Origin of the sequence: Streptomyces sp. NBC_01012 (assembly GCF_045162755.1) — a bacterium.
Classification (GTDB): domain Bacteria; phylum Actinomycetota; class Actinomycetes; order Streptomycetales; family Streptomycetaceae; genus Streptomyces.
Genome location: NZ_CP108688.1, coordinates 1,201,284 through 1,226,175 on the forward strand (window position 1 = coordinate 1,201,284; position 24,892 = coordinate 1,226,175).

Annotated in this window: 24 protein-coding genes and 1 pseudogene; 5 read left to right on the forward strand and 20 right to left on the reverse strand. The window is 68.8% G+C overall.

From position 1 onward, the window contains the following. Positions 1-12 precede the first annotated feature (12 nt). The 3 genes from OG623_RS05130 to OG623_RS05140 form a co-directional block, all read right to left on the reverse strand. On the reverse strand, positions 13-927 hold the full coding sequence (locus OG623_RS05130; protein WP_406144660.1) for a glutamate ABC transporter substrate-binding protein: 915 nt from the start codon (positions 925-927) through the stop codon (positions 13-15). An 11-nt stretch (positions 928-938) separates the two neighbouring features. Next, the gene (locus OG623_RS05135; protein WP_406144662.1) at positions 939-1,682 is read right to left on the reverse strand and encodes an amino acid ABC transporter ATP-binding protein; all 744 of its coding nucleotides are present in this window, start codon (positions 1,680-1,682) and stop codon (positions 939-941) included. A gap of 102 nt (positions 1,683-1,784) precedes the next feature. Further along, entirely contained in the window at positions 1,785-2,246 is a 462-nt protein-coding gene (locus OG623_RS05140; RefSeq protein WP_406144664.1) for a DUF6278 family protein, read from the reverse strand. A 108-nt stretch (positions 2,247-2,354) separates the two neighbouring features. Here OG623_RS05140 and OG623_RS05145 point away from each other — a divergent pair, with 108 nt between their 5' ends. Beyond that, positions 2,355-3,134: an SDR family NAD(P)-dependent oxidoreductase gene (locus OG623_RS05145; RefSeq protein WP_406144665.1), complete on the forward strand. Its 780-nt coding sequence runs from the start codon at positions 2,355-2,357 to the stop codon at positions 3,132-3,134. A 96-nt stretch (positions 3,135-3,230) separates the two neighbouring features. On the opposite strand, the gene OG623_RS05150 is transcribed toward OG623_RS05145, so the two are convergent. The 4 genes from OG623_RS05150 to OG623_RS05165 form a co-directional block, all read right to left on the reverse strand. Next, complete coding sequence (locus OG623_RS05150; RefSeq protein WP_406144667.1) at positions 3,231-3,986, reverse strand: Clp protease N-terminal domain-containing protein; 756 nt, start codon at positions 3,984-3,986, stop codon at positions 3,231-3,233. Between the two features lie 113 nt (positions 3,987-4,099). Further along, positions 4,100-4,879: an exodeoxyribonuclease III gene (locus tag OG623_RS05155; RefSeq protein WP_406144669.1), complete on the reverse strand. Its 780-nt coding sequence runs from the start codon at positions 4,877-4,879 to the stop codon at positions 4,100-4,102. A gap of 34 nt (positions 4,880-4,913) precedes the next feature. After that, positions 4,914-5,561, reverse strand: coding sequence for an MBL fold metallo-hydrolase (locus tag OG623_RS05160; protein WP_406144671.1), 648 nt, complete (start codon positions 5,559-5,561; stop codon positions 4,914-4,916). Positions 5,562-5,573: 12 nt separating this feature from the next. Next, complete coding sequence (locus tag OG623_RS05165; protein ID WP_406144673.1) at positions 5,574-6,833, reverse strand: alpha/beta fold hydrolase; 1,260 nt, start codon at positions 6,831-6,833, stop codon at positions 5,574-5,576. 522 nt (positions 6,834-7,355) lie between these two features. On the opposite strand from OG623_RS05165, the gene OG623_RS05170 reads away from it, so the two are divergent. Then, a complete protein-coding gene (locus OG623_RS05170; protein ID WP_406151684.1) occupies positions 7,356-8,120 on the forward strand; it encodes a GNAT family N-acetyltransferase in 765 nt (254 codons plus the stop codon). Positions 8,121-8,168: 48 nt separating this feature from the next. Here OG623_RS05170 and OG623_RS05175 read toward each other — a convergent pair. The 3 genes and pseudogenes from OG623_RS05175 to OG623_RS05185 form a co-directional block, all read right to left on the reverse strand. Continuing rightward, positions 8,169-8,330 (reverse strand): annotated as a pseudogene (locus OG623_RS05175) (IS5/IS1182 family transposase); the annotation flags it as partial. A gap of 300 nt (positions 8,331-8,630) precedes the next feature. Next, positions 8,631-9,545, reverse strand: a complete 915-nt coding sequence (locus OG623_RS05180) for a dihydrodipicolinate synthase family protein (RefSeq protein WP_406144675.1) — start codon at positions 9,543-9,545, stop codon at positions 8,631-8,633. A gap of 2 nt (positions 9,546-9,547) precedes the next feature. After that, positions 9,548-10,684: a mandelate racemase/muconate lactonizing enzyme family protein gene (locus OG623_RS05185; protein WP_406144677.1), complete on the reverse strand. Its 1,137-nt coding sequence runs from the start codon at positions 10,682-10,684 to the stop codon at positions 9,548-9,550. Between the two features lie 203 nt (positions 10,685-10,887). On the opposite strand from OG623_RS05185, the gene OG623_RS05190 reads away from it, so the two are divergent. Next, a complete protein-coding gene (locus tag OG623_RS05190; protein WP_406144679.1) occupies positions 10,888-11,691 on the forward strand; it encodes an IclR family transcriptional regulator in 804 nt (267 codons plus the stop codon). Between the two features lie 104 nt (positions 11,692-11,795). Here the strand turns inward: OG623_RS05190 and OG623_RS05195 are convergent, their stop codons facing one another. The 6 genes from OG623_RS05195 to OG623_RS05220 form a co-directional block, all read right to left on the reverse strand. Then, on the reverse strand, positions 11,796-12,761 hold the full coding sequence (locus OG623_RS05195) for a sugar kinase (protein ID WP_406144681.1): 966 nt from the start codon (positions 12,759-12,761) through the stop codon (positions 11,796-11,798). Next, positions 12,758-13,417, reverse strand: coding sequence for a bifunctional 4-hydroxy-2-oxoglutarate aldolase/2-dehydro-3-deoxy-phosphogluconate aldolase (locus OG623_RS05200; protein ID WP_406144682.1), 660 nt, complete (start codon positions 13,415-13,417; stop codon positions 12,758-12,760). Before OG623_RS05200 ends, OG623_RS05195 begins: the two co-directional genes overlap by 4 nt. A 78-nt stretch (positions 13,418-13,495) precedes the next feature. Then, positions 13,496-14,845, reverse strand: coding sequence for an MFS transporter (locus OG623_RS05205; RefSeq protein WP_406144684.1), 1,350 nt, complete (start codon positions 14,843-14,845; stop codon positions 13,496-13,498). 259 nt (positions 14,846-15,104) lie between these two features. Next, on the reverse strand, positions 15,105-15,338 hold the full coding sequence (locus OG623_RS05210; RefSeq protein WP_406144686.1) for a hypothetical protein: 234 nt from the start codon (positions 15,336-15,338) through the stop codon (positions 15,105-15,107). Next, positions 15,301-15,591: a DUF4862 family protein gene (locus OG623_RS05215; protein WP_406151686.1), complete on the reverse strand. Its 291-nt coding sequence runs from the start codon at positions 15,589-15,591 to the stop codon at positions 15,301-15,303. Before OG623_RS05215 ends, OG623_RS05210 begins: the two co-directional genes overlap by 38 nt. Before the next feature lie 336 nt (positions 15,592-15,927). Beyond that, positions 15,928-17,331, reverse strand: a complete 1,404-nt coding sequence (locus tag OG623_RS05220; RefSeq protein WP_406144688.1) for a DHA2 family efflux MFS transporter permease subunit — start codon at positions 17,329-17,331, stop codon at positions 15,928-15,930. A 335-nt stretch (positions 17,332-17,666) separates the two neighbouring features. On the opposite strand from OG623_RS05220, the gene OG623_RS05225 reads away from it, so the two are divergent. After that, positions 17,667-18,233, forward strand: coding sequence for a TetR/AcrR family transcriptional regulator (locus tag OG623_RS05225; RefSeq protein ID WP_406144689.1), 567 nt, complete (start codon positions 17,667-17,669; stop codon positions 18,231-18,233). A gap of 167 nt (positions 18,234-18,400) precedes the next feature. Here the strand turns inward: OG623_RS05225 and OG623_RS05230 are convergent, their stop codons facing one another. Genes OG623_RS05230 through OG623_RS05240 form a run of 3 tightly spaced genes read right to left on the reverse strand, consistent with a single transcriptional unit; the run spans position 18,401 to position 22,258 of the window. After that, positions 18,401-19,900, reverse strand: coding sequence for an aldehyde dehydrogenase family protein (locus OG623_RS05230; protein WP_406144690.1), 1,500 nt, complete (start codon positions 19,898-19,900; stop codon positions 18,401-18,403). 25 nt (positions 19,901-19,925) lie between these two features. After that, positions 19,926-20,819, reverse strand: a complete 894-nt coding sequence (gene dapA / locus OG623_RS05235; protein WP_406144691.1) for a 4-hydroxy-tetrahydrodipicolinate synthase — start codon at positions 20,817-20,819, stop codon at positions 19,926-19,928. A 59-nt stretch (positions 20,820-20,878) separates the two neighbouring features. Next, on the reverse strand, positions 20,879-22,258 hold the full coding sequence (locus OG623_RS05240) for a flavin monoamine oxidase family protein (RefSeq protein WP_406144692.1): 1,380 nt from the start codon (positions 22,256-22,258) through the stop codon (positions 20,879-20,881). A 229-nt stretch (positions 22,259-22,487) separates the two neighbouring features. Here OG623_RS05240 and OG623_RS05245 point away from each other — a divergent pair, with 229 nt between their 5' ends. After that, positions 22,488-23,186 carry a GntR family transcriptional regulator gene (locus OG623_RS05245; protein ID WP_406144694.1) on the forward strand — a complete coding sequence of 233 codons (699 nt, stop codon included), beginning with the start codon at positions 22,488-22,490 and terminating at the stop codon, positions 23,184-23,186. On the opposite strand, the gene OG623_RS05250 is transcribed toward OG623_RS05245, so the two are convergent. Continuing rightward, the gene (locus tag OG623_RS05250; protein WP_406144696.1) at positions 23,137-24,642 is read right to left on the reverse strand and encodes an alanine/glycine:cation symporter family protein; all 1,506 of its coding nucleotides are present in this window, start codon (positions 24,640-24,642) and stop codon (positions 23,137-23,139) included. The genes OG623_RS05245 and OG623_RS05250 overlap by 50 nt on opposite strands. Positions 24,643-24,892: the final 250 nt, after the last annotated feature.

Genomic DNA, 24,892 nt, shown 5'->3' on the forward strand with positions numbered 1-24,892 from the left:
GTGGCCGGCCCCTCAGTTCGCCGGGTAGCGGTCGATGGGCGGCGGTTTCGGCGCGGGCGCCCCGGAGAGGCCCAGCGTCGCTTCGTACGCCTTCTTCCAGTTGCCGTTCTTCTCGTTGGCCTCCAGCGCGTCGTTGAGCGCGGCGCGCAGCGCGTTGTCGCTGCGCGGGACCCCGATGCCGTACGGCTCCTCGGAGAACGGCTTGCCGACCACCTTCATCTCGTCCGGCGCCTTGGCCGCGAAGCCCAGCAGGATGGCGTCGTCCGTGGTGACGGCGTCGACCTGGAAGGTCAGCAGGTTGTCGACGCAGATCGAGTAGGTGTCGTACGCGACGAGGTCCGCCTTGGGGTAGTCGGCGGCGATGCGCTGGTACGGCGTGGACCCGGCGGCCGAGCAGACGGTCTTGCCCGCCAGGTCCTGGGGGCCGTGGATGTCGTTCTCGTCGGTACGCACCAGCAGTCCCTGGCCCGCCATGTAGTACGGCCCGGCGAACCCGACGAGCTTCTTGCGCATGTCGTTGATCGTGTAGGTGCCGACGTAGTAGTCGATCTGCCCGTTCTGCAGGGCCGTCTCGCGGTTGGCCGAGGCGATGGTGCGGAAGCGGATCTTGCCCGGTTCGAAGCCGATCGAGGCGGCCAGCATGCGGGCGATCTCCATGTCGAAGCCGTAGTAGACCCCGGTGGCCGGGTCCTTCTCGCCGAGGTAGGGCTGATCCTCCTTGGCGCCCACGACCAGATAGCCGCGCTTCTTCGCCTTCGTCCACGTCTTCGACTTCGGCAGCCGGAATCCGGTGTCGACCTTGTACGTGGGCAGCGCCCCTGCCTTGGGCCCCTTGACCGGCGGACTGCCCTCCCTGCCGCAGCCCGCACTGAGCACGGCGATCAGGAGGCAGACCAGCGCGGCCGCGGTGTTCCTCGTACGCAACACGGTGCCTCCTGTCAGTGCTTGAGGATCTTGGACAGGAAGTCCTTGGCGCGGTCGCTCTCCGGGGAGGTGAAGAAGTCCTCCGGAGTGCGGTCCTCGATGATGCATCCGTCGGACATGAAGACCACGCGGTTGGCTGCGGACCGGGCGAAGCCCATCTCATGCGTGACGACGACCATGGTCATGCCCTCACGGGCGAGTTGCTGCATGACCTCCAGGACCTCGTTGATCATCTCCGGGTCCAGTGCGGAGGTCGGCTCGTCGAAGAGCAGCGCCTTGGGGTCCATGGCGAGGGCGCGGGCGATGGCGACGCGCTGCTGCTGGCCGCCGGAGAGCTGGGCGGGCAGCTTGTCCGCCTGCGAGGCGAGCCCGACCCGCTCCAGGAGTTCCCGGGACCGCCGGTCGGCCTCGTCCTTCCTGCGCTTGCGGACCTTCAGCTGGGCGAGCGAGACGTTCGCCAGCACGGTCTTGTGGGCGAACAGGTTGAACGACTGGAAGACCATGCCCACTTCGGCCCGGAGTTCCGCGAGCCCCTTCCCCTCTTCGGGGAGCGGCTTGCCGTCGATCGCGATGCGACCTGACTCGATCGTCTCAAGTCTGTTGATGGTTCGGCAGAGCGTTGATTTACCCGACCCGGAGGGGCCGATGACCACCACCACCTCCCCGCGGCCGACGGTGAGATTGATGTTCTGCAGGACATGCAACTTCCCGAAGTACTTGTTGACGTCCCGCAGCTCGATCAACGGATCGACGGCCATACGCTGCCCTACCCACTTATCGCTTGTGTCGAGGTCAGCGCAAACTATCCGGGGTGGACACGCGCTTCGGAGCCGACACGCACCGACGGCGCATAAGGCTGTTTATCGCGTTTTGGCCTCGGGACCGCTCTCCGCCGACTCCGCGTACATCTCGGAGAGCTCGGGGCTGCCCGACATCGCCCAGTCCAGACCGGCGGAGACCACATCGATCTCACGTCCGGATCCCAGCCGCACCACGGGCTTTCCGCCCGCCAGGATGTCCCAGACGGCAGCGGGCACGGTCCGCACCAGTACGGTGCCGAGGTAGAGGCCCGCGTCGTTGCCCACCCAGGGCAGCTCCTCCGGGTCGTCACGCCAGATGGGCGGCAGTTGATCGAGCGCGGACAACGAGGCCGGGCTGTCGTCGAGTTCGAGGCCGCACTGCGCCGCGCGGGCGCGCAGCAACTCGCATTCCGCGAACAGCTCGGCCACGCCCTCCGGGTCGGTCCTGACGGCGGCTGCGAGAGCCGCCCCCCTGGTACCGCCTTGACGTTTACGCCAGTTGTCCAGGAAGCGAATCTTCATACCTCCAGGGTCCCATCCCGGAGGGCATCCGCATCGCAGGGCGCGCGACCGCGTCGGTTCCCCGCCCCGCCCCGGTGCGGCCACCGTCCTCTTCCCTAGGGTACGGGGATGACGTCGCAGAACTATCTCTCCGAACTCTTCTCGCTGGACGGCCGGGTCGCCGTGGTGACCGGCGGGAGCTCCGGGATCGGCCGGGCCATCGCCGGGGCGCTCGCTCGCGCCGGAGCGAGCGTGGTGGTCGTGGCACGCAGGGAGCCGGAGCTGGTGCGTACCGTCGGCGAACTCGACGCGGAGGGCTGCCGGTCGGCCTGGGTGAGCGCCGATCTGGGGTCGGCCGACGGTGTGCGCAGGGCGGGCGACGAAGCGGCGGCAGCCTTCGGTGAGCCGGACATCCTCGTCAACTGCGCGGGCGTCAACCTGCGTCCGCCGATGAGCGAGCTCGACGAGGAGGTCTGGGACACCACGATGACGGTGAACCTCAAGGCCCCCTATCTGCTGGGCCGCCGCTTCGGCCCCGGCATGGCCGAACGGGGCTTCGGCCGGATCATCCACATCACGTCCCAGCAGGCACACCGGGCGTTCGTGCAGAGCGGTGCGTACGGGGTCTCCAAGGGCGCTCTCGAATCGCTGGCCCGCTCGCAGGCCGAGGCCTGGTCACCGTCCGGGGTCACCTGCAACACGCTGGTGCCCGGCTTCGTGATGACGCCGCTCAACGAGCGGCTGTCGTCCGACCCGGAGCGGGTCGCGGCACTGGCCGCGCGCACGATGGTCGGACGCAACGGCCTGGCCGAGGACTTCGCCGGTGCGGCGGTGTTCCTGGCGAGCGCCGCGTCCTCCTACGTCACGGGGCAGTCGCTGTTCGTCGACGGCGGGTTCTCGGTGCACTGAGGGGCTCTCGGTGCACCGAGGGGTTTTCGGTGCACCGAGGGGTTTTCGCGCACTCCGGCGGCCGGACGCGTTTCGAGACGCCCGGCCGCCACCGTCTCAGCCCTCGGTGCCTGGACCCGGCTCGCCGGACGCAGCATCGGCCGCCACAGCGGCTGCGACGTCGGAGGACGCCACGTCCTTGTCGACGCTCAGCCCCGAGAGCACACCCGTACCCCCTTCGAACTCCAGCAGGGCCAGCACGATGTGACCGGCCCCGACGTGATCGTGCCCGAGGCGCAGCGCCTCCCGGAAGGTGAGCTCCAAGACCTTGCGGGCCCCGGCGTCGTACGGGATCAGCTCGGGGACCTCGTCCACCGCGTCGGGCAGCGAGAGGGCCACCGCCTCCCTGACCGCCTCGGGCGAGATGCCCTGCCCGGAGAGGACCTGGGCGCCGAGGGCATCCGGCTCCGCCAGCAGGCCGAGGATCAGATGGCCCGTGCCGATCTCGTCGTTCCGCGCGGCGTGCGCCTCGTTGTTCGCGGCCATGACGACGTTCCTGGCCTGCTCGTCGAATCGGCCGAAGCCCTGGCTCGGGTCCAGGTCCGAGGTCTCGTCGGGCTTCTTCGGCACGAACCTCTTCTGGGCGGCCTGCCGGGTGACCCCCATGCTCCGCCCGATGTCCGTCCATGACGCGCCCGAGCGGCGCGCCTGGTCCACGAAGTGGCCGATGAGGTGGTCGGAGATCTCGCCCAGGTGGTCCGCGGCGACCACGGCTCCGGCGAGCTGTTCAAGGGCGTCGGGATGGGCCTTCTTGATCGCGTCGATGAGGTCGTCGAGACGGATGGGCGGATCGGCGCGTAGCGGCTTCGTCATGAGGCAACCCTAGGTTGACACCCAGAGGGTGTCAACCTTGAGTTGACATCGCGCGTGCCGAGTCTCGCCCGTGCCGAGTCACGGACGTCCGGACGTCCCCTCGTGCGGGGGGCTCAGACGTCGAGATCCACGACCACCGGGGCGTGATCGGAGGCACCCTTGCCCTTGCGCTCCTCGCGGTCGACGTAGCTGTCCTTGACGGCCGCCGCGAAGGGGGCGTTGCCGTAGACGAGGTCGATGCGCATGCCCTTGTTCTTCGGGAAGCTGAGCTGGCGGTAGTCCCAGTAGGTGTACGGGTGGTCGTACTTGAGGGGGCGCGGCACCACGTCCGAAAGGCCCTCCTCGCGCAGTGTGGCGAGCGCGGCACGCTCCGCGGGGGTGACATGTGTGGCGCCCTCGAAGAGCGACGGGTCCCAGACGTCCTCGTCCGCCGGCGCGATGTTGAAGTCGCCGAGGACCGCGAACGGCAGCGCCCCCGCGGCGTCGGATGCGACGGCCTTCTGGAGGGCTTCGAGCCAGCGCAGCTTGTAGGCGTAGTGGTCGTGGGCGACCTCGCGGCCGTTGGGCACGTAGACCGACCAGACGCGGGCCGGGCCGCAGGTCGCCGAGACCGCTCTCGGCTCCTGCACGCCCTCGTACTCCGGGCCGCCCGGCAGGCCCGTCACGACGTCCGCGAGGCCCACACGGGAGAGCAGCGCGACGCCGTTCCACCGGCCCGTGGCGTTGACCGCGGATTCATAACCCGCCTCGCGCAGCGCTTCGGTGGGGAACTGCTCCAGCGTGCACTTGGTCTCCTGGAGGCACAGCACATCGGTGCCGCTGCTCTCCAGCCAGGCCAGCAGCCTGGGAAGCCGTGCAGTGATCGAATTGACGTTCCAGGTGGCGATGCGCATGGAGCAAACCTAACCGCTCCCACTGACAACGGCGTCAGAGACGGGTCTCGTCGCCCGGGGTCAGCCGGCCGTGGTCCGCGCCGCCAAGGGCGCCGATCTGCCGGTCGTAGATCGGTCGGGCGAGGTCGGTGAGCAGGGCGTCGTGGACGTCGATCGCACGGCGCGGCTTCACCTCGCGCACGTAGTCGATGACCTCCGAGATCTTGCTCCAGGGGGCCATGACCGGCAGCAGCAGCGTGTCCACAGGACGGCCGGGCACCGTGAAGGCGTCGCCGGGGTGGAAGACCGAACCGTCGACGAGGAACCCGACGTTGGTGATCCTCGGGATGTCCGGATGGATCACCGCGTGCAGCTCTCCGTGCACCTGTACGTCGAACCCCGCGGCGGTGAACGCGTCACCGTGGCCGACGGTGTGCACGCGTCCCGGGAACGCGGCGAGAAGCTGCTCGGCCACACTGCGCAGGGTCCACACCCGCGCGGCGGGGTTGGCCTCCAGCGCCGCGCGCAGCCGCCCCTCGTCGAAGTGGTCGGGGTGCTCGTGGGTCACCAGGATCGCGTCGGCACCGACCGCGGCGTCTTCCTCGGCGAACCCACCGGGATCGATGACGAGCGTCTGCCCGTCCCGCTCCAGACGGACGCAGGAGTGGATCTTCTTGGTGAGGGTGAGAGACGAAGTGTTCATCCCTCCATCCTGCTACGCGGGCGGAGTGGTTTCCTCCTGTATCACGGACTGCGCGATCTCGAACGCCGCGCCTGCCGCCGGGATGCCGCAGTAGACGGCCGTCTGGAGCAGCACCTCCTTGATCTCGACGGGGGTGAGCCCGTTGCGCAGGGCCGCCCTGACGTGCTGGGCGAGGCCGCCGAGGTGCCCGGAGGCGACGACAGCGGTGAGGGAGACACAGCTGCGGGACCTGCGGTCGAGGCCCTCCCTGCTCCAGATCTCGCCCCAGGCGTAGCGGGTGAGGAGCTCCTGGAAGTCCTCGGTGAAGCCGTCGGACGTGGCCTTCGCGGCGTCCACATGGGCATCGCCCAGCACCTCGCGTCTGACCTTCATGCCCCGCTCGTACAGGTCGTCGCGCCCGGTGGCGGAGGCGTCGGGCAGCTCGACAGCGGCGGTGATCTCCGCGACGGGGACGACAGGGGCGAACGGTGCGGCGAACCCCGGCGTCGGCGGCACGGGGATCGACGCCAGGGTGTCCTGCCAGGCGGTCGAGAAGTGCATCAGCAGCAGGTCGGTGACGGCTGCGGGCTGCTCGACCGGGGCCAGGTGGGAGGCGCCGGGCACGAGCGCGAGCCGGGCGTCGGGGATGCCGGCCACCAGGGTCCGGGCCTCGGCGGGTCCGGTGACCTTGTCCTCGGCCCCGACGAGCACGAGGGTCGGAACCCCGATACGGGGCAGCTCCGTACGGATGTCGAAGGCGGCCAGGGCCTCGCAGGCGGCGATGTAGCAGCCCGGGTCGGTGGTGCGGACCATCTGGACGGCCCACTCGACGATGGCGGGCTGGGCGGCGGCGAAGCCGGGCGTGAACCAGCGCTCCGGCGAGGTCCGGGCGATCGGCTCCAGGCCGTTGGTGCGGACGATCACTCCACGCTGCCGGAACTCGTCGGCGGTGCCGAAGCGCGGCGACGCCGCGACGAGCGCCAGGGCCGCGACCCGGTGCGGGTGGCGCAGCGCGAGGTCCGCACCGACGGCGCCGCCGATGGAACAGCCCACGTATCCGAAGCGCTGGACGCCGACGCTGTCCAGCGTGGCCAGGAGCCGATCGGCGAGGTCGGTGACCGCGGCTGCGGGGTGCGCGGGGGCTCCGCCGTGACCGGGCAGGTCGTACCGGAAGATCCGCCAGTGCTGGGACAGCTCGGGTATCTGGCGGTCCCACATGTGCCAGGTGGTACCCAGTGACGGCCCGATCACCAGGACCGGAGCGTCTTCTGGCCCGTCAAAGCGGTATTGCATGGTGTTCGGTGGTGTCTCAGTCACCCGGAAAACCCTCTCATCTGTCACGAGATGTCACATCGCCGGGGTGGACGCCCTGGCCGGCCTCGGCCCTCTCACGATGCCAGCTCCGACGCCGGGGCCTCGCCCACAACCAACAGCCGGACTTCGAATCCACCTCAATCCTGCTCACCGTTCAGCTGGGTGAGACGCTCGACCAGGTACGAGACGTGGCTCACGCTTGCCCCTCCTCCGCAGCCCCGTGCAGACCGTCCCATGTGATGGCGGCTCCACGAAGATCCTCTACATCCGGCTTGACACACCACCGCTCGGTCGTCGCGATACCGGTGTGCCCAGCTCATCGCGCAAGGATGTGGTCCGGCACTCCGCTGTCGGCCAGGAAAGTGAAGCACGACGAACGTATCGAAAGTGCTGGTCACCGGCGTGGCACCGCCTAAAATGGCATGTGCTCCTCGTCCGGTTGTGCTGGGATCAATCCCTATGAATGATTACTTTCTCGATGAAGCCGACTTGACGGACAGGATGGAGCGGAATCTGGCGGAACACGCCTGCCATCTGCACCGGAGCGTGTCCGGTGCGACCGTCACGGAGACCGATGACCTCCTGGTCGCAGACAGCGGCCTGGACGACGACACGTTCAATATCGTCGCAGCGGCCCGCTTCGCCGCCGACGATGCCGCGGCCCGTATCTCCGAGACTCTCGGGTCGCTGGCCGGCACCGGCCGCGGCTTCTCCTGGTGGGTCGGACCTGCCTCGACACCGACAGACCTCACCACCCGCCTGACCGCGGTCGGTCTGCCGGTGTCCGAGCGTGAGACGGCGATGTGGGCCGAGCTGGACGTCACCCTGCCGGTTCCTTCTGTCCCAGGTCTGGACATCCGAACGGTGAGCACGCCCGAGCAACTCGCCGACTACGCCACGGTCCTCGCCGCGAACTGGAATCCACCCGCCGAAACCGTCCGTGACTTCTTCGCCCGGGCTGCTTCCGAGGCGCTGGCCGCGACCTGCCCGGCCCGGTACCTGGTGGGCTATGTGGAGAACCGTCCGGTCTGCTCCGCCGAGGTGTTCCACCACGCGAGAGTCGCCGGCATCTACAACATCTCCACCCTGGCCGCCCAGCGCCGGCGCGGCTACGGCGGAGCCATCACGCTCGCGGCCCTTCACGCTGCCCGCGAGCGGGACCACCACATCGCGGTCCTGCAGGCGTCTGCCGACGGCGAGCCTGTGTACCGCCGCCTGGGGTTCCGCGCCTGCGGCCAGTTCGTCGAACACGCCATCAACACGTGAACCTCCACGACTCCACGGACTTCCGTCCGTCGCCCCTGAGTGAGCTGGTCACAGCCATTCGTTGACGGCCGCTACGAGGACAGTGGCCTCGTAGCGGCCCGCGAGCTTGTCGTATCTCGTGGCCACAGCCCGGTTCCTTTTGAGGCGGTTGATGCCGCACTCGACGGCATGCCGAGCCTTGTAGTCCTCGGCGTTGAACCCGGGCGGCCGACGCGGCCCCGAGGCGGGGCACGCGGACCTTCTTCAGCACGGGCTCGAACCGCGGCGAGTCGCCGCGCTGCCGGGCGGTTCTTTCTGTAGTTCACCCTGCCGACGAGCTCCGGCCGGACAGACGAGCGGTCGGGCTGGTCAAGACCTCCGGTGTGGTGGAGGTGACCAGGAACTCATGGACGGAGGTCTTCGTGTCCCGCCGTAACGCCCTGCCGGCCGTTCGGTAGGCAGCTACTGGTTGAGCGGGTCCGCTCCGGCCGCGCGCCCGAGGGCGACGCCTGCTGCCCCGCGCTCCGTCCATCACACGGGTCCGGCTCCGGGCCGGGACGGAAGAGCCAGATCATCGAGGATCTCGGAGAGCTCCTTCTCGGTGACGGTGTCCAGCGGCCGGGCAGGCAGACGCACGGCCGCCGAGGCGATAACGCCCCTCCGCACCAGCACTTCCTTGTGCACGGCCCACGCCTGGCCGGGCCGGACACCGATGTGGATGAGCGGGAGAAGCCTGTTGAACGCGGCGCGCGCCTCGGCCCTCCTGCCCGCGGCCAGGTCATCGAGGAGGGAGCGAAGAAGATCCGTGAACTCGCAGGCAGGCATGGTGCCGACGGCGCCGTTGTCGTACTCCTCGATGAGCGCCTGGGCGTTCTGCCCGCCGAGCACGGCAAAGTCGGCCGAGAGAAGTCCTCGGAGCGAGTCGATCTTAGTGGCGGTGGGAGGGGCCTCCACCTTTACGGAGGTGATGCCGGTGACATGCGACAGCTCGGCGATGGTCCCCGCGGCGATGGGTACTCCGGTGACACCCGGTGCGTCCTGCACCATGACCGGTATGCCGGCTCCGGCCGCCACCTCGGTGAAGAATTCGCCGATCTGGTCGGGTGCGGGCTTGGAAAGGAAGGGGGGCAGCACCATGAGCTGGTCCGCACCACCTGTGGCTGCGGCATGCGCCTGTTCCAGTGCGGTGACGGTACTGGTGCCGTTGACGCCTGCGACAACGGGAAGTTCCGGGCCGCCGATGCGGCGCACCTCGCGCAGGATGATGGCTCGCTCTTCGGTGGTCAGTGCGAAGCCCTCGCTGGCCATACCGAAGACGGCGACGCCGTCCACGCCGGCCCGCAGCTGGAACTCGACCAGGGAGCACAGTGACCGCACGTCGAGTTCGCCGGTGGCCGTGAAGGGCGTGGCAAGGATGGGGATGAGGCCGGTGGGCGCCGGTGTCATGGTCAGTGCTCCTCGGAGAGTTCGGTGATCTTTTCGACGTCGACGTCGACGCCGAGTCCCGGCCCCGTCGGCAGTTCGTAGCCGGTGGGACCGGCCTTCAGCGGGGTGCGCAGAATGGACTGCGCGACCGGCAGAGCATTCGCCTGGAACTCGAAGAACGGACTGTCGGTGGCAACGGCCGAGACATGGACGCCGGCCGCCAGGGCGATCCCGAGGCCCACCGAATGGTGGCAGGCGACCGGGACGTGATGTGTGGACGCAAGGTCGGCGATGACGACAGCCTCGGTGATGCCCGTGCGCGCAACGTCGGGCTGTACCAGCTGGACCGCTCGCCTGGCGAGCCAGTCGGCGAACTCGTAACGGTTGCGCAGTGCTTCGCCGAGGGCGATGGGCGTCGAGAGACGGGCTGCGAGTTCGCGGTGGCCCTCGACGTCTTCCGGTGCCAGCGGCGCCTCGAAGAACAGAGCTCCGCGCTTGTCCAGCTCACGGCCCAGTTCGATGGCTTCGCCGATGCGGTAGGCCCAGTGGGCGTCCACCGCGATGGCGAGAGAGGGCGCAGCAGCCGCAACGGCGTCAAAGGTGGCCAGGTCAGCGGCGATGCCCTTGCCGAGGGCGAGCTTGGTCATCGTCGCTCCCTCTCGGGCCCATCGGGCGGCCAGGGCGGCGCGAGCCTCGTCGGTGGGCTCGGGCAGGCCGGAGACGTAGGCGGGGACGGTGGTACGCATCGGTCCGCCGAGCAGTTCGGCGACCGAAAGGCCGGTGATCTTTCCGTACAGATCCCACAGCGCGATGTCGACCGCGGCCATGGCGTCGGCCTGGTGGCCCACCAGGTGGCCCCGTTCGCGCATGAGTTGTCGCATGCCCTCCCACAGAGGGCGCACTCCTCGAGGATCACGACCGACGAGCCAGCCGGCCAGCAGACGGTCCACGACAGCGCGAGGAATCTCCGGACCCACCGGCGCGAGGGCCTCCCCCCAGCCGCTGAACCCCTGGTCCGTGTCGACTCGCACCAGCAGCGTCTCGAATCGCCCGGAGTAGAGGCTGCGCCAGGGCTCCCGAACGACGTAGCCGCGATCCGCAGTGAGTTCCTCGCCGTCGTCCAGCCGTCCGAGGTACGCCTCGGGGCCCTGGATCTTCACTACGTATGTCCTGACAGCGGTGATCCGCATCGCTTCCCAGCCCTTCGTCTACCGTCGCGATAAATAATGCACATCTCTTGCTAATAACGCAAGTGAACACCGTTATTTGTCGGATCCTGCGAGGGTGGCAGCACCAGCCAGTTGATTACACCTCTAACTGCATGAGACTTGCTAATATCGCAAGCATCAACCAGAATTGCGTCATGGTCTCTGAAACAGGCGGCAATCAGAGTGTGGAGCGGGCCTCCGCCGTGCTGAACGCGTTCACCTTGGGGCGCCCAGCGCTGCGCGTGTCCGACGTCGCGAAGGAAATCGGCCTGGGTCTCTCCATCACCTCCAGGCTCCTCTCCACTCTGGAGAGTGCGCAGTTGGTGCGCCGTGATCCGGTGAGTCAGCTCTACGAACTCGGGTCGGCCGTGCTCACCCTGGCCGGGGTCGCGCTCAACAACGATCCCGTATACCGGCAGTCCCGAACGGTGGCTCAGCGCCTGGCCTGGGAGCTGGGCCTCGGGGCGAACGTGGCCGTGCTGCGGGGCGACCATCTCTTCTATCTGCTGAACGTCGAAGGACACCTCGCACAGAAGTCGTTCTCCCTGATGGGACAGCGCAATCCCCTGCATGCCACAGGGATCGGCAAGTGCCTGCTCCTCGGCCTGACCGCGGAACAGCGCAAGGAACTGCTGGGCGAGGGGCCGTTCACCGCCTACACCACGCGCACCCTGACCGAACTTCATGTGCTGGAGGAGGACCTCGCGACAACTGTGGCGCGCGGATACGCGACGGAGGTGGAGGAACTCGCACTGAGCCGGGCGTGTGTCGCCGCGCCGGTGCGCGACCACACCGGCCAGGTCGTGGCGGCCCTCTCCCTGTCCGGGGCGTTGTCGGCGATCGCGCTGGAGAAGCGCGAAGCCGAACTGGGCAGCATCGTCATTGAGGCTGCCGACGCCATCAGCATCGGTCTCGGTTATCTGGGGCCCGTTCATACGCCCGCCAAACCTCAGAAGTAGCCGGCACAGCTCGACAGCACGATCACACGGCGTGGGCCGCGTCCTTCGGGAACGCGGCCCACGCCGTGTGATCGGTGTACGTGCGACAGCCGTCCTCCTGACACTCAGCGAGCCACGGTTCCGGCAGGGGCCTGGGCGAACGCGAGTGCCGATCGGTCCGGGAGCCCTTCCCAGTCCCCGTGCGTAGCGACGCACACACCGGCGACTGCGGCAGCCGTAGCCATACGTTCCTCTTCCGTGCTGCCCATGAGCAGCGCGGCAAGGTAGCCCGCCACGAACGAGTCACCCGCGCCCACCGGATCGACCGCCCGGACAGCGAGCGCAGGAGCGCGAGTGGTGCCCGCCGGGCCGACGGACAGGGCGCCTGCCGCGCCCATGGTGACCACCACTGTGCTCGGCCCCCGGCTCAGCAGCTCCTGCGCGTTCTCCTCGGGGCTCGCCGCCGGCCTCTGCGTCAGCAGGGATGCTTCGTCGTCACTGGCGAAGAGCACATCGACGAGGGGCAGTAGTTGCAGCAGTTCCGCCCTGGCTTCCTCCGCCGACCACAGCCGCGAACGGTAGTTGAGATCGAAGGACACGGTCGCTCCTGCGGCTCGTGCCCTGCTCAGGGCCGATCGGACGGTCCGCGCCGCCTCAGCCGACAGGGCTGAGGTGATCCCGGAGGAATGAACAGCGCGGCTGCTCTCCACAAGGCCGTCCGGCAGGTCGGCGGGACGAAGCCGTGAACCGGCGGAGCCGCTGCGGTAGTAGTGGACGCTCCGGCTGCCTGAGACTGGCTGCTCCTTGAGCATCAGCCCGGTGGGAGCGGCCCCGTCGAGGACAGCGTGTACTTCGAGGTCCTCGCCACGCAGCCGGCTCATGACGAGCCGGCCCAGTTCGTCGTCGCCGACCCGCCCGATCCACGCCGCCGAGCAACCCAGGCGGCGCACTCCGATGGCCACCGTGGATTCCGAACCGGCCACTGTCATGCCCAGCGTGCGGGCGTGCCGGAGCGGTCCGACGTGGTCGGGGACGAGGGTGGCCATGGTCTCGCCGAGAACGGTGAGGTCGACTGTCCGGCTTGCGGTCATGAGGTGTGGTCTCCGGAGGCGAGGACGTACCGGCGTGCGCGGTGGTGCAGCTCGGTCAGGGAACCGCCGCTCAGTGCGTCGCCGATCAGAGGGGAACTCACTCCGACGGCGACGGCGCCGGCCCCGCGGTAGGCGGCGATGTCGTCCACCCCGATCCCGCCGGTGGGCACTACGGGGATGTCGGGCAGGGGTGCGGCGAGGCCGGCGACATAGTGCGGTCCGAGGGCGGAGGCCGGGAAGATCTTGACCGCAGAGGGTGCGCACCGCCACGCGGTGAGCACTTCGGTCGGAGTGTAGGCGCCGGGCAGCGAGCCCAGCCCGGACGCTCGGGCCGCGGTGATCACTACGGGATCGGTGTGGGGGCAGACAACGAAACGTCCGCCCGCGTCCGCGGTGCGCGAGACATCCTCCGTGGTGAGGACGGTGCCTGTGCCGATCAGGACCTCGGAACCGAACTCCTTGGCCGCGGCGGCCACCGCCTCCATGCTGCCCGGGGTGGGGATCGTGACCTCGACGATCCTTACCCCGGCTTCCACGAGCACCCGTATCGCGTCCAGCAGGGGACCGTGACCGCGTGCACGGAGGATGGCCACGAGGCCGTGGCTGTGCAGGGCTTCGGAGAGCGGGTCGGGACCCGGAGGTACTGCGGGGGGCATGAGGGCCTTTCGAACGGGTGGGGAATGCCGGTCGGGAAAGGTGCACGGTGTTGCCGACGGCCGTGCACCTTCGTGCGGTCAGGCCGCGACAGCGGCCTCGGCCCGGGGCCCTGTGGTCTCCTTGACCCATCGCAGCACGGTGATCAGCGTCACGGCCGCGGCGAACATCAGGTAGTAGGCCGGGGAGAAGTCGTAGCCGGTGGCGCCGATCAGCCAGGTGGCGACGTAGGGGGAGGTTCCGCCGAAGAGCGTGACGGAGACGTTGTAGGGGATGGCGATGGCACCGGAGCGGATCCTGGGCGGGAAGAGTTCGGCCATCGTGGCGTTGATGGCGCCGTCGTATGCGGCGAGTGGCAGGCCGAGCAGGACCATGCCCAGCACAGCGAGTGGCATGTTGTCGAACGACATCAGTTGGAGGGCCGGCCACGCCACGATGAGCGTGCCCGCGGTGCCGCCGACCAGGAGTGGCTTGCGGCCGACGCGGTCCGACAGCAGGCCGAAGAGCGGCACCGCGACGGCTACGACGGAGAGACAGATCGTGGCTGCGAGGAACGACTGGACCTTGCTGAAGTTCATCGTGGTCTGCAGGTAGCTGACCATGAAGCTCTGGAGCATCCAGTGCCCCACACCCTTGATGACCATGATTCCGGACAGGACGAGCATGGCGACCCGGGCGGTGCGGAAGGTCTCACGCGTGGGCGACTCGGAGATTTCGCCCGCCTCCTGCATCGCAAGGAAGTCCGGTGTGTCCTGCATCCTGAGGCGCAGCAGCAGTCCGGCTATACCGAGTGGCAGTGCCAGCAGGAAGGGGAGACGCCAGCCCCATGCGGACATCGCGTCCTCTCCGAGCCCCGCGGTGAGGACGAGTGCGAGGCCGGAACCGACAACGAAGGCGACGAAGCCGATGGCGGCGCTGTAGCTGGTGAAGTAGGCGCGCCGGTTTGCGGGTGCGTACTCGAACAGCAGGGTGACCGCGCTCGATGTCTCGCCACCGGCCGCGAATCCCTGGACGAGACGCGCGATCACGAGCATCAGCGGGGCCGCGGCACCGACGGCCGCGTGCGTGGGCAGAATGCCCATGGCGAAGGTGGACAGGGAGGTCACCAGCACGATGATGGCGAGCACGCGCTTGCGGCCGATCCTGTCGGCAAGAGGGCCGAAGAAGAGGGCACCCAGCGGTCGCACGGCGAAGCCTGCGGCGAAGATCGCGAACGTGGACAGCAGTGCCGATGCCGGGTCCCCGTCGGCGAAGAATTTCGACGCGATGATCGTCGACAAGGTGCCGTAGATACCCAGGTCGAACCACTCGACGAAGTGTCCGGCGCCGGCTGCGAGCAGCAGCTTGCGTGGCGATACCGGCGCCGGGCACTCGGCTGCGCCGGGCATCGGCGGGCGGTGCGACTTGTGACGGATTGACTGGTCGGGCATGTCGTCCTCATCGCTCATCGGGGCAGTGCGGCTCTTTCGCGGGAGCGGACGGAGTAAGGCAGATAGCGCAGCCGCCCGACCAGCGGACGACGGCCTCGCTCGATCCATCATGCGACACTTCAAACTCTGCACGCCGCTTGCTAATAGCGCAAGAGATGATCGATATTTACCGAGGGTTGCGCACTCGCGTGCCCACCAGGCAGCCGGAGTGGCAGCCCATGGATCACTCGCACGGACACCCGGTCACCATCGGGCCGAGTCAGCAGCCCTCCGCCGGGTCCACACATGCAGCCTTGGCCGCGTTGAGCAGATCCAGGGAGCGCAGCAGGGTGTCGGTGCGGCGCCGCGCCGAGGCGCCGGGCGAGGAGGAGACCTTCAGGCCCACGAAGAGGGGCTCGGCACGCGCCGCGGCGCGAAGGCTCTGCGCGCTCCTCGCCCGGTCGAGCAACGACGGGTCACCGGCCACCACCGGATCCACCACCGGATCCGCCACCGGATCCGCCACCGGAAGGTGAACGTCCGCCCACGGACCGCCGCGAGCATCGGACCGGTCGGTGCAATGCCTCCACGGAGGACGGAGCCGGCACCGAGGGGGCGGAGTGGATCTCCACGGCACGGACGGTCGGCCGTCCCATGCGCTCGTGTACGTCATGCACTACCCGGAGGGCTGTACGTGCCACCGCCGGCGCGTCATCGCGCCCCTGCGGCGAGGCCGCCGCCAGCCCGAACCCGGGGTCGGACCACATGCGGGCGGCAGCGTCCGTCACCAAGGCGTGATGACGAGGTCACCATCGGCGAGCCGGTCCAGGATCCAGCCGCTGCCGCGTCGGTGCAACTGTCCTTCGAGAAGAGGCACTTCCAACTTCTACCTCTCCGGCGCCACCGAACCGCGCGACGGCACCGACGCGGGCGACCGCTACCGCCTCACGCTCCAACGGCGTGCTCCCCTACACCGCCGCGCCGCAGAAGACCCCCGCGGACGTCACCCTCACCTGCACGGTTCCTTGTCGGAGACGGCCGCGGTCACCCTGCGGCAGAGCTCGGTGGCGGTGAGCACCTGTGTCCTGGCTGCCGGCGTGAACTCAGTGCCCCATCATGGCGGAGGGGTCTGTGGCCTTGACCTTCTTGCGAGGGAGCAGCACGGCGGGAACGAGACACACGGCGACGAGGATGGTCGCCACCAGGAATACCGAGGCAAACGCGTCACCCATCTGGGAACGCACCTCGGCTGGAGTGGTCGCGGTGACGGTCTTGAGTCCGTTGGTGAGGAGCACCGAGAAGAGAGCGGTACCGATCGAGGCAGCCACCTGCTGGACGATGTTCATCAGGGTCGAACCGCGGGCCACCGTGTGCTCCCTCAGGGTGGCCAACGCCGACGCCATGATCGGCATCATGGAGGCACCCATTCCGAGGCCCATCACGAAGAGTGCGGTGATGATGTATGCATAGGAGGTATCGGCGCCGAGCTGGGTGAACATGCCCATGCCGACGGTGATAACCGCGATGCCGGTGATGACGATCTTGCCGGGGCCGATACGGTCGGCGAGCATCCCGGCGATCGGCATGGTGATCATCGCGCCGATGCCCTGCGGAGCGAGGAGCACTCCGGAGTCGAGCGCCGACTCCCCGCGTACCTGCTGGAAGTAGAGCGGGAACAGCAGACTCGCGCCGAAGAACGCCATGGCGAACAGCGACATGGCGATCACGGCGACGCTCAGGCCCCGATTCTGGAAGAGCCGCAGATCGATCAGCGGGTGAATGTTGCTGCTCCGCAGCGCCCAGGGAACGAACGCGGCGAGGAGGACCAGACCGATGACCGCGGGCACGAGGACCTTGGCAGCCCAGACCGTGCCGGTCTCCGGGATGGACGAGACGCCGTACAGGAAGGTCGCCAGTCCGGGCGAGAGCAACAGCACGCCCACCCAGTCGAAGGTCTCGGACGGCTCGACATGGTCCTTGGGCAGAACGATCGCCGCGTACGCCAGGGCTATCGCACCGATGGGCAGGTTGATCAGGAAGATCCAGTGCCAGGAGGCGATGTCGATCAGCCAGCCGCCCAGAATGGGGCCGAAGATCGGGCCGAGCAGCATGGGGATGCCGAGCACAGCCATGACCCGGCCGACTCTTTCGGGCCCGGCGGCGCGGGTCAGGATCGTCATACCGAGCGGCATCAGCATGCCGCCGCCCAAGCCTTGGACGACTCGGAACGCGACCAGCATCTCAAGGGATGTGGCGGCTGCACACAGCGCCGAACCGGCCGCGAACAACGCGACCGCGAGCAGGTAGAGCCGTTTGGTTCCGAACCTGTCGGCCGCCCAGCCGGTGAGCGGGATGACACTCGCCAACGCCAGCGTGTAGCCGGTCATGGTCCAGGCCACCTGGGCCGAGGTCGCCCCGAACTCCTTCTGGAACGTCTGGAGTCCGACCGACACCACGGTGATGTCCAGGATCGACATGATCCCGCCGAGCACGACCACTCCGGCCACGAGGAGGACCTTGCTGTCGAGCTTGTCGCGAGATCTTCCTTCAGGAGGGCCGGGCTCAACCCGTTGCGACGTAGTCATTGCTCAGCCTTTCGAAGAAGTGACGGAACCACCCCAAGCCACTCGACTCCATCCACTCACCCCCAGCTGGCGGCGTCTGTGTCGCGCTCCGGGCAGAGGTGGAGGCGGGCTCCGTCCGTTCGCAGGGGCCGGTCTGAATCCGTCTGAATCCAATAGAGATTGAGTTTTTTGACGGCCGGATCGAAGAGGCAGAATGCATGCGTTCCGTTGTGGGACATGAATGTACCAGCGCCGGTGGGCCCGTATCGTTTCGAGGGATGACAAGAAACGTGCACCTTCGTGATCGCGTTGCGGTCGCAATCCTTGACGCCGCAGCAGCACTGCTCGCCCGACGGGGGGAAAGTGTCAGCATGGCGGAGGTCGCAGCGGCAGCCGGCGTGGGCCGAACCACGCTGTACCGCTACTTCCCGAGCCGAGAGGCTCTGCTGGACACCCTGTCCCAGGACGCGTGTGCGGAGTTGATCGACAAGCTCGCGAACGCCGGCCTGGACGACGTCGAGGTGCCTGAGGGCATGGCGAGGGTGACCAGGATCGCGATGAGCCAGGCGGCCAAGTACCAGGCGCTGATACGCCTGCACGGCAAACCCGACGTGCCCGACGAGACAGCCCGGCAACTCATGGCGCCCCTCATCGCGCTCTTTGCCCGCGGGGCCGCCGATGGCACGTGGCGGAGGGACCTCAGCACGGACACGCTTCTCGACCTCTACATGGCGCTTCTGGAAGGGGCCCTCGGCCAGGCACTCCACGCCAAGCTCGGCGTGGAGCCCGCCGCCGCTTCCATCACCTCCGTCTTCATTCACGGAGCGGAACGCACGGCAGTGTGAAGCACCGGTGCTGCGAACTGCCGTCTTCGTGCGGCCCCCTGTGACCTTCAGGAGGCCGCACGCCCAACTGGGCACGGACGGCCGCCATCTGAGAGACGTGCCCGTCTTCCGCCAGCCGGCGTCCGGCGCCTCGTACGTCGCCTACGGTGCGCCGCGCGCGTCGTGGGTCAGCGTCCGTGGTGGTGCATGACGTGCTTGGTCCGCGAGTAGTCCTCCAGGGCGTAGACCGACAGGTCGCGGCCGTAGCCGGAGCCCTTGAAGCCGCCCCAGGGCAGCTCGTTGGCGAGCACCAGGTGGGAGTTGACCCAGACCGTGCCGGCGTCGAGGCGGGCCGCGACGGCGTGGCTGCGGCGGGCGCTCTCCGTCCATACGGAGGCGGCGAGGCCCGCATCGACGTCGTTGGCGCGGCGGATCGCCTCGTCCTCGTCGGTGAACGTCTCGATGGTGACGACGGGCCCGAAGACCTCATCACGGGTGATCTCGGCGCCCTCGGCGACGTCGACCAGGACGGTCGGGGCGACGAAGTAGCCGGGCAGGTCCTCCTCGACGGCGGCGCCCCCGACGGCCGGTCGCGCGCCGTGGGCGATGGCGCGGCCGATGTATCCGCGGACGCGGTCGTAATGCGGTTCGGAGACCAGCGGACCGATCTCGACCGAATCGCCCGCCCGCGGGTCGCCGACCGTGATCTGCTCGATCTCGCGCACGACGTGCGCGGTGAACTCCTCGGCCACGGACGCGTGTACGAGCACGCGGCAGGCGGCGCCGCACTCCTGCCCCGAGTTCCAGAACCCGGCCGTACGCAGTGCCTTCGCAGCCGCTTCGAGGCCGGCGTCCTCGAAGACCACGAACGGGGCCTTGCCGCCCAGCTCCAGGTGGGCGCGCTTGACGGTGTCGGCGGCGGCGCGGGCGACGGCCTGACCGCTGCCGGTGGAACCGGTCAACGCGATCATGGCGATGTCGGGGTGGCGGGCGAGCCGGTCACCGACCACGGAGCCGCGCCCCGTGACGACGTTGAAGACGCCCGCCGGGAGCAGGTCCGCGACCAGTTCGGCGAACTTCAGCGTGGACAGCGGGGTCTGCTCGGAGGGCTTGAGGACCAGGCAGTTCCCGGCCGCCAGGATGGGCGCGATCTTCCAGGCCCCCATCAGCAGAGGGTAGTTCCACGGGGTTACCGCGCCGATCACACCGAGCGGCTCGCGCAGCATCAGCGACGTGTGGTCGGCGACGTACTCGCCGGAGGCCAGGCTGCTCCCGGTGGCGCGCAGGGCGCCCGCCATGAAGCGGAAGCCGTCCGCGGTCATCGCGATGTCGTCGCGTGAGACCGCGAAGGGCTTGCCGGTGTCGGCCGACTCCAGGCGTACGAGGAGGCCGGCGTGGGTGTCGACCCGGTCCGCGATCGCCATGAGGACGTCGGCGCGTTCCTTGGGGGTGATGCGGGCCCAGGCCGGGTGGGCGGCGCGGGCGGCGGCCACGGCCCGGTCGGTGTCCCCGACCCCGCCGAGCGGGACACGGGCGAGGAGTTCCTCGGTGGCCGGGTCGAGTACGTCGGTCGTCTCGGCGCCGGTCCCGGTGAACCCGCCGTCGATGAAGTGTCCGAGCGGGGGCAGTTCGTCCGCGCTGATCAGGGGCGCGGTACCGGCTGCGGGACGGTGGACGGTGAACGTCATGGCAGGGTTTCCCTCGGTCGCGGTCTCAGACGGTCAGGTGGGGCAGTGCTGCGAGCGCGGTCCTGATGCGCTCGCGGTGTTCCGGCTCGATGTCGCGCAGCGGCTCGCGCGGCGCGCCGACGGCCAGGCCGATCTCCTGGAGGGCGGCGCGGACGCCCTGGATGAAGGGACCGCCGGTCATCAGCGTGTCCATGAGCGGGTAGACGCGCTTCCAGCGGGTGCGGGCCGACGCCAGGTCGCCCGCGGTGAGGGCCTGGTGGACGGCGACGAGGTCGGCGGCCATCACGTTGGCGGTGCCTGCCATGACGCCGGCAGCGCCCTCGGCGACCGAGGCGAGCAGCAGGCTGTCCCATCCGAGGAATGTGTCGATGACGTCGCCGTGACGGTGGATCAGCTGCCCGGCCTGCGCCATGTCGGCGCTGGTGTCCTTGATGTACTTGATGTTCTCGACCTCGCGGGCGAGCGCGCCGACGGTGTCCGGGTCGAGGTTGACGCCGGTGGCGTCCGGGATGTTGTAGAGCATGACCGGCACGGCGACGGAGTCCGCCACCGTCCGCAGGTAGCGCAGGGTCTCGTCCGCCGTCAGCGCCTCGTAGTACGGCGCGACCACCATCACGACGTCCGCGCCCGCCTGCTCGGCATGCCGGGTGAGGGCGACGGCCTCGCGGGTGGCGACTGCGCCGGTCTGGGCGATGACCGGGACACGGCCCGCGGCCTGGTCGACGACGGTCTCCACGAGGAAGCGGCGCTCGTCACCGGTCATGGCGGCGAACTCTCCGGTGGAGCCGCCGGCGACGACGCCGGACACGCCGCCTTCGATCGAGCGGTCGACGAGGACGCGCAGCAACTTCTCGTCGATGTCACCCACTTCGTCGAAGGGGGTGGCGAGTGCGGTCAGGATGCCGTTCTGCAGAGTCATGGTTGGCCTGCTTCTCCTTGCGAGGGTGGCGGGGTTCGGGCAGGGGGTGGTCGCGCTGGTCAGGAGGCGACGGTGAGGCCCGCGCGGGCGGTCTGCCGGTCGGTGGCGAGCAGTCCGCGGACGTCCGTCGCGGCGTTGAGGCCGGACTGGATGGCGGTCTCGGTGTAGAGCGAGCCCATGTAGTCGCCGGCGAGCATGACGCGGCCGGTGCGGCGGGTCAGGACGGGCTGGAGCTTTCCCCGGCCGGGGAAGCAGTAGGGGGCGCCCAGCGGGAGCCGCCAGATGTGCGACTCGGCGACCTCGGACGCGACGCCGGGCAGGACCTGGTCGAGATCCTCCAGGTAGGTGTTCCGGATGCCCTCGTCGTCCAGGTCCATGAGGTTGCGGGCCAGTGTGCCCGGCGAGAACGTCATCAGCGAGGACCCGGGGTGCCGCTCGCGGCTGTATCCGTGCTGGACGTTGGACATGTTGAGCACGACGTTGAAGGACCGCTTGGGCGTCGCGATGCCGTAGGCGTCGTCCCAGGGACGGCGTCCGGTCTCGTTCGTCAGGAACGCGGCGCTGACGTAGGGCCCGTACTGGATCTTCGACAGTGCGTCGCGCAGATCCGCGTCCAGGTCGGGGGCGATGCGGTGGGTGACCGGCGCCGGGGTCGCGAGCACGGCGGTGCGCGCCTCCACCTCGAACTCATGGCCGTCCTGCTCGTAGCGGACGACGACCGAGGCCTTCTTCTGTACCACTTCGCGTACGGTCGCCCCCCGCCGGACGCTGTCGCCGAGTGCCGCCGCGATGGATTCGGTGAGTGTGGAGGGGCCGCCCACGATGGAGTTCGACAGGCCGGCGCCGATGTTCCACACGAGGCTGAAGTAGCCGACCCCGGCACCGGCAGAGATCTGGTCGATGTCACCGGCGGAGCGGGTGACGGTGGGCTCGAAGAGGGCCTGGGCGTCGGCGGGGATGTCGCCGATGAACTCCTTGAAGCTGATGTCGTTCATGAAGTCGTAGACACGCTGCTGGCGTTGGGCCTCGCTCTCGCCCTTGCGCCGGCCGACGATGCGGGCGTACCTGCCGACCTTCGTGAACACCTTGGCGCCTGTGGTCAGCATGCCGATGCGGGCGGACGGCGACATCGGGATACGGAAGGGGTACGTCTCCACCCGGCCCTTGAGCAGCAGCTTGCCGTTCATGTGCAGTCCGGACAGCGATCCGGGGACGGGGACGGCGTCGACGCCGGTGCTGTCGAGCAGCCACGAGGTGGCGGAATCGCCGCCCGCGTAGACATGGCCGCCCCAGTTCAGGAAGTAGCGGCCGCGCTTCTCGGAACGGATACGGCCTCCGATCCGATGGTCCGATTCCAGGACCAGCGTGTCGAGGTGGCGCAGCCGCCAGGCGGCGGAGAGACCGGCGATGCCACCGCCGACGATGACGCCGTCTTTCATGGGAGTGCCCCCTGTTTTGCGGCAGGCCCGGCAGGCCGCCTGGTGAGTGGGGAGTGCGGGATGGGGACGCGCGCGATCGGAAGGGTCGCACGGCGAACTGAAAGCAACACTAGGATGTGATCACAGATCACACAATGGGTTCGGGGCCCGGATTTCGCGGAGCCAGGATGCGATCGGACATCACGCACCGAGCCCGGGTGCCCCCGCGGGGGCTGATTAGGATGCGACGGTGGATACCTCGAAACGCCTGGAACCGACGCTCTCCATGGCCGACCGCGTCTACGCGGTGCTGCACGAGTCGATCATGAGCGGAGAGTTCCCGGTCGGGTACCGGCTGCGCATCCGTGACCTCGCGGCCCTGGTCGGTACGAGCGAGATGCCCGTACGCGAAGCGATCCGCCGCCTCGAAGAGGCGGGCTTCGCCGAGCGCGTCCCCCACCGGGGTTCCGTGGTGAAGGGCCTGGATCTCGCCGAGCTGGTGCACGCCTACGACGTACGGCTGCTGCTGGAGGTCGAGGCCACACGGCTCGGAGTCGACCGCATCGGCGATGAGGGCATCGCCGAGATGCGGGAGGGGCTGATCGAGATGCGCCGGGCCATCGCGGAAGGCCGGGTGATGGACTACCTCGATCTCGACGAGGCCGTCCTCGGCGTCCTGTACGAAGCGTCCGGCAACCCGGTCCTCGTGGACACGCTCCGCTCCCTGTGGGCACAGTGCCGCGCCTACAAGACCGTCGGGGCCCGGTCCGCCCTCGACAAGCCGGACAACGATGCGCTGTGGCGCCACCAGGAACGCCTGGTCGACACTGTCGAGTCGGGCGACGCCGAGGCGGCGGCCGCCGTCACGCGCGAGTCCTTGGTGAGCGCCACGGACCGCATCAAGGCGCAGCTGCGGGACCAGAAGAAGAAGGAGCAGGGGAAGGAGTAGGAGTCGGAATCCCGTCCGGCTCCCTGACGGTCGGCCTCTCCGTCCGCCAGTACTCGGCCCCCTGGATACCGAGCGGCCCCGGGTCGAAGTGCGGGTCGAGGCCGTCGCGCCGCTGACGGTCGTAGTCGCGGATCACCTTGCGGACGACGGGGGTCAGCAGCAGGACACAGCCCATGTTCAGCCAGCCCAGGATGCCGTAGCCGATGTCCCCGGCCGCCCACATGGCGTCCGCCGTGACCGCGGTCCCGATGAAGGCGATGGCCACGGTTCCGGCCTTCACCAGCACGTCCAGCACCTTGCTGCGGCGGTCGCCGAGCAGAAAGACGAGGTTGGTCTGGGCAACGTAGAAGAAGAACACCATCGAGGTGAACGCGAACAGCGCCACGGCGACCGCCACGAAGACCGCGCCCCAGCCCGGCAGGCTGGAATCGATGGCTTCCTGCATGTAGTTGGGGCCCGCGACCGCGCCCGGGACGTTCTCGACGAGGAACCCGCCGGCCGGGTCCTTCACGTTGTACGCCCCGGTGACCACGAGCAGCAGTCCGCTCGCCGTACAGATCAGCAGAATGTCGATGTAGATACTGAAGGCCTGGATGATGCCCTGCTTGCCGGGGTGTGTGGTGGTGGCCGCGGCGGCTGCGAAAGTGCCCTCACCCAGGCCGGTCGCCGAGGCGAACACCGCCCGGCGCACGCCCCATGCCACCGCGTAGCCGACGATGCCGCCGAACACCTGCTCCTTGCCCACGGCGCTGGAGACGATGAGCACCACGGCGTCGGGCACCTTTGTGATGTTCAGGCCGATGATGACGAGCGCACTGACGATGTAGCCCACGGCCAGGAACGGGACAATCTTCTCGACGACCTTCACGACCCGCCGCGTACCACCGAGGACGACGAACCCCAGGACGACCGCGAGGACGACGCCCACCACTTTGCCGTCGACACCGAAGGCCAACTCGGCACTGGAGGCGATGTTGTTGGCCTGCACGCCGGGGAAGACGAAGCCGTAGCCGATCAGGGTCGCCACCGCGACGACGGTGGCCAGCCAGGGCGATTTGAGCCCGTACTTGATGTAGTACGGCATGCCACCGCGGTCCTCGCCGTGTTCGCGGCGTTTGTAGACCTGCGCGAGCACGGACTCGGCGTACGCGCAGGTGGAGCCGAGAAGCGCGGTGATCACCATCCAGACGAGGGCGCCGGGGCCGCCCGAGGCGACGGCGGTGGCGACGCCCGCGATGCTTCCGACGCCGATCCGGCTGGACAGGGACAACGCGAGCGTCTGCAACGAGGACAGTCCGCCCTCACCCGCCTCGCCCGCCCGCAGATGCCGGAGCATGTCGGGGAAGCGGCGGAACTGAACGCCCTTGGTGAGCAGCGTGAACAACACGCCGATTCCCAGGGCGACATAGGCCAGTGGATTCCAGATCCACCCGCTGATCGTGGACAGCATTTCCATGGAGGCGTCTCCAGTGGCTCGGTGACACCCGTCCCTGGACGACGGCGGCACTCTACGCCGTGAGCCCGCTCACAGGAAGCCTTGCGTGATCTGTGATCACATATTAATGTTCTGGTCGACCGGGGGCCGCCGGGCCGTGCCTGAGCTCTCAGCACCGACACCCACTGACACCCGTCCCTGGCTGACTCCTGCGGACGGTCCTGGCGGATACATCCCGACTCCCCCAAGAATCCTGAGAATTCCTGACTCC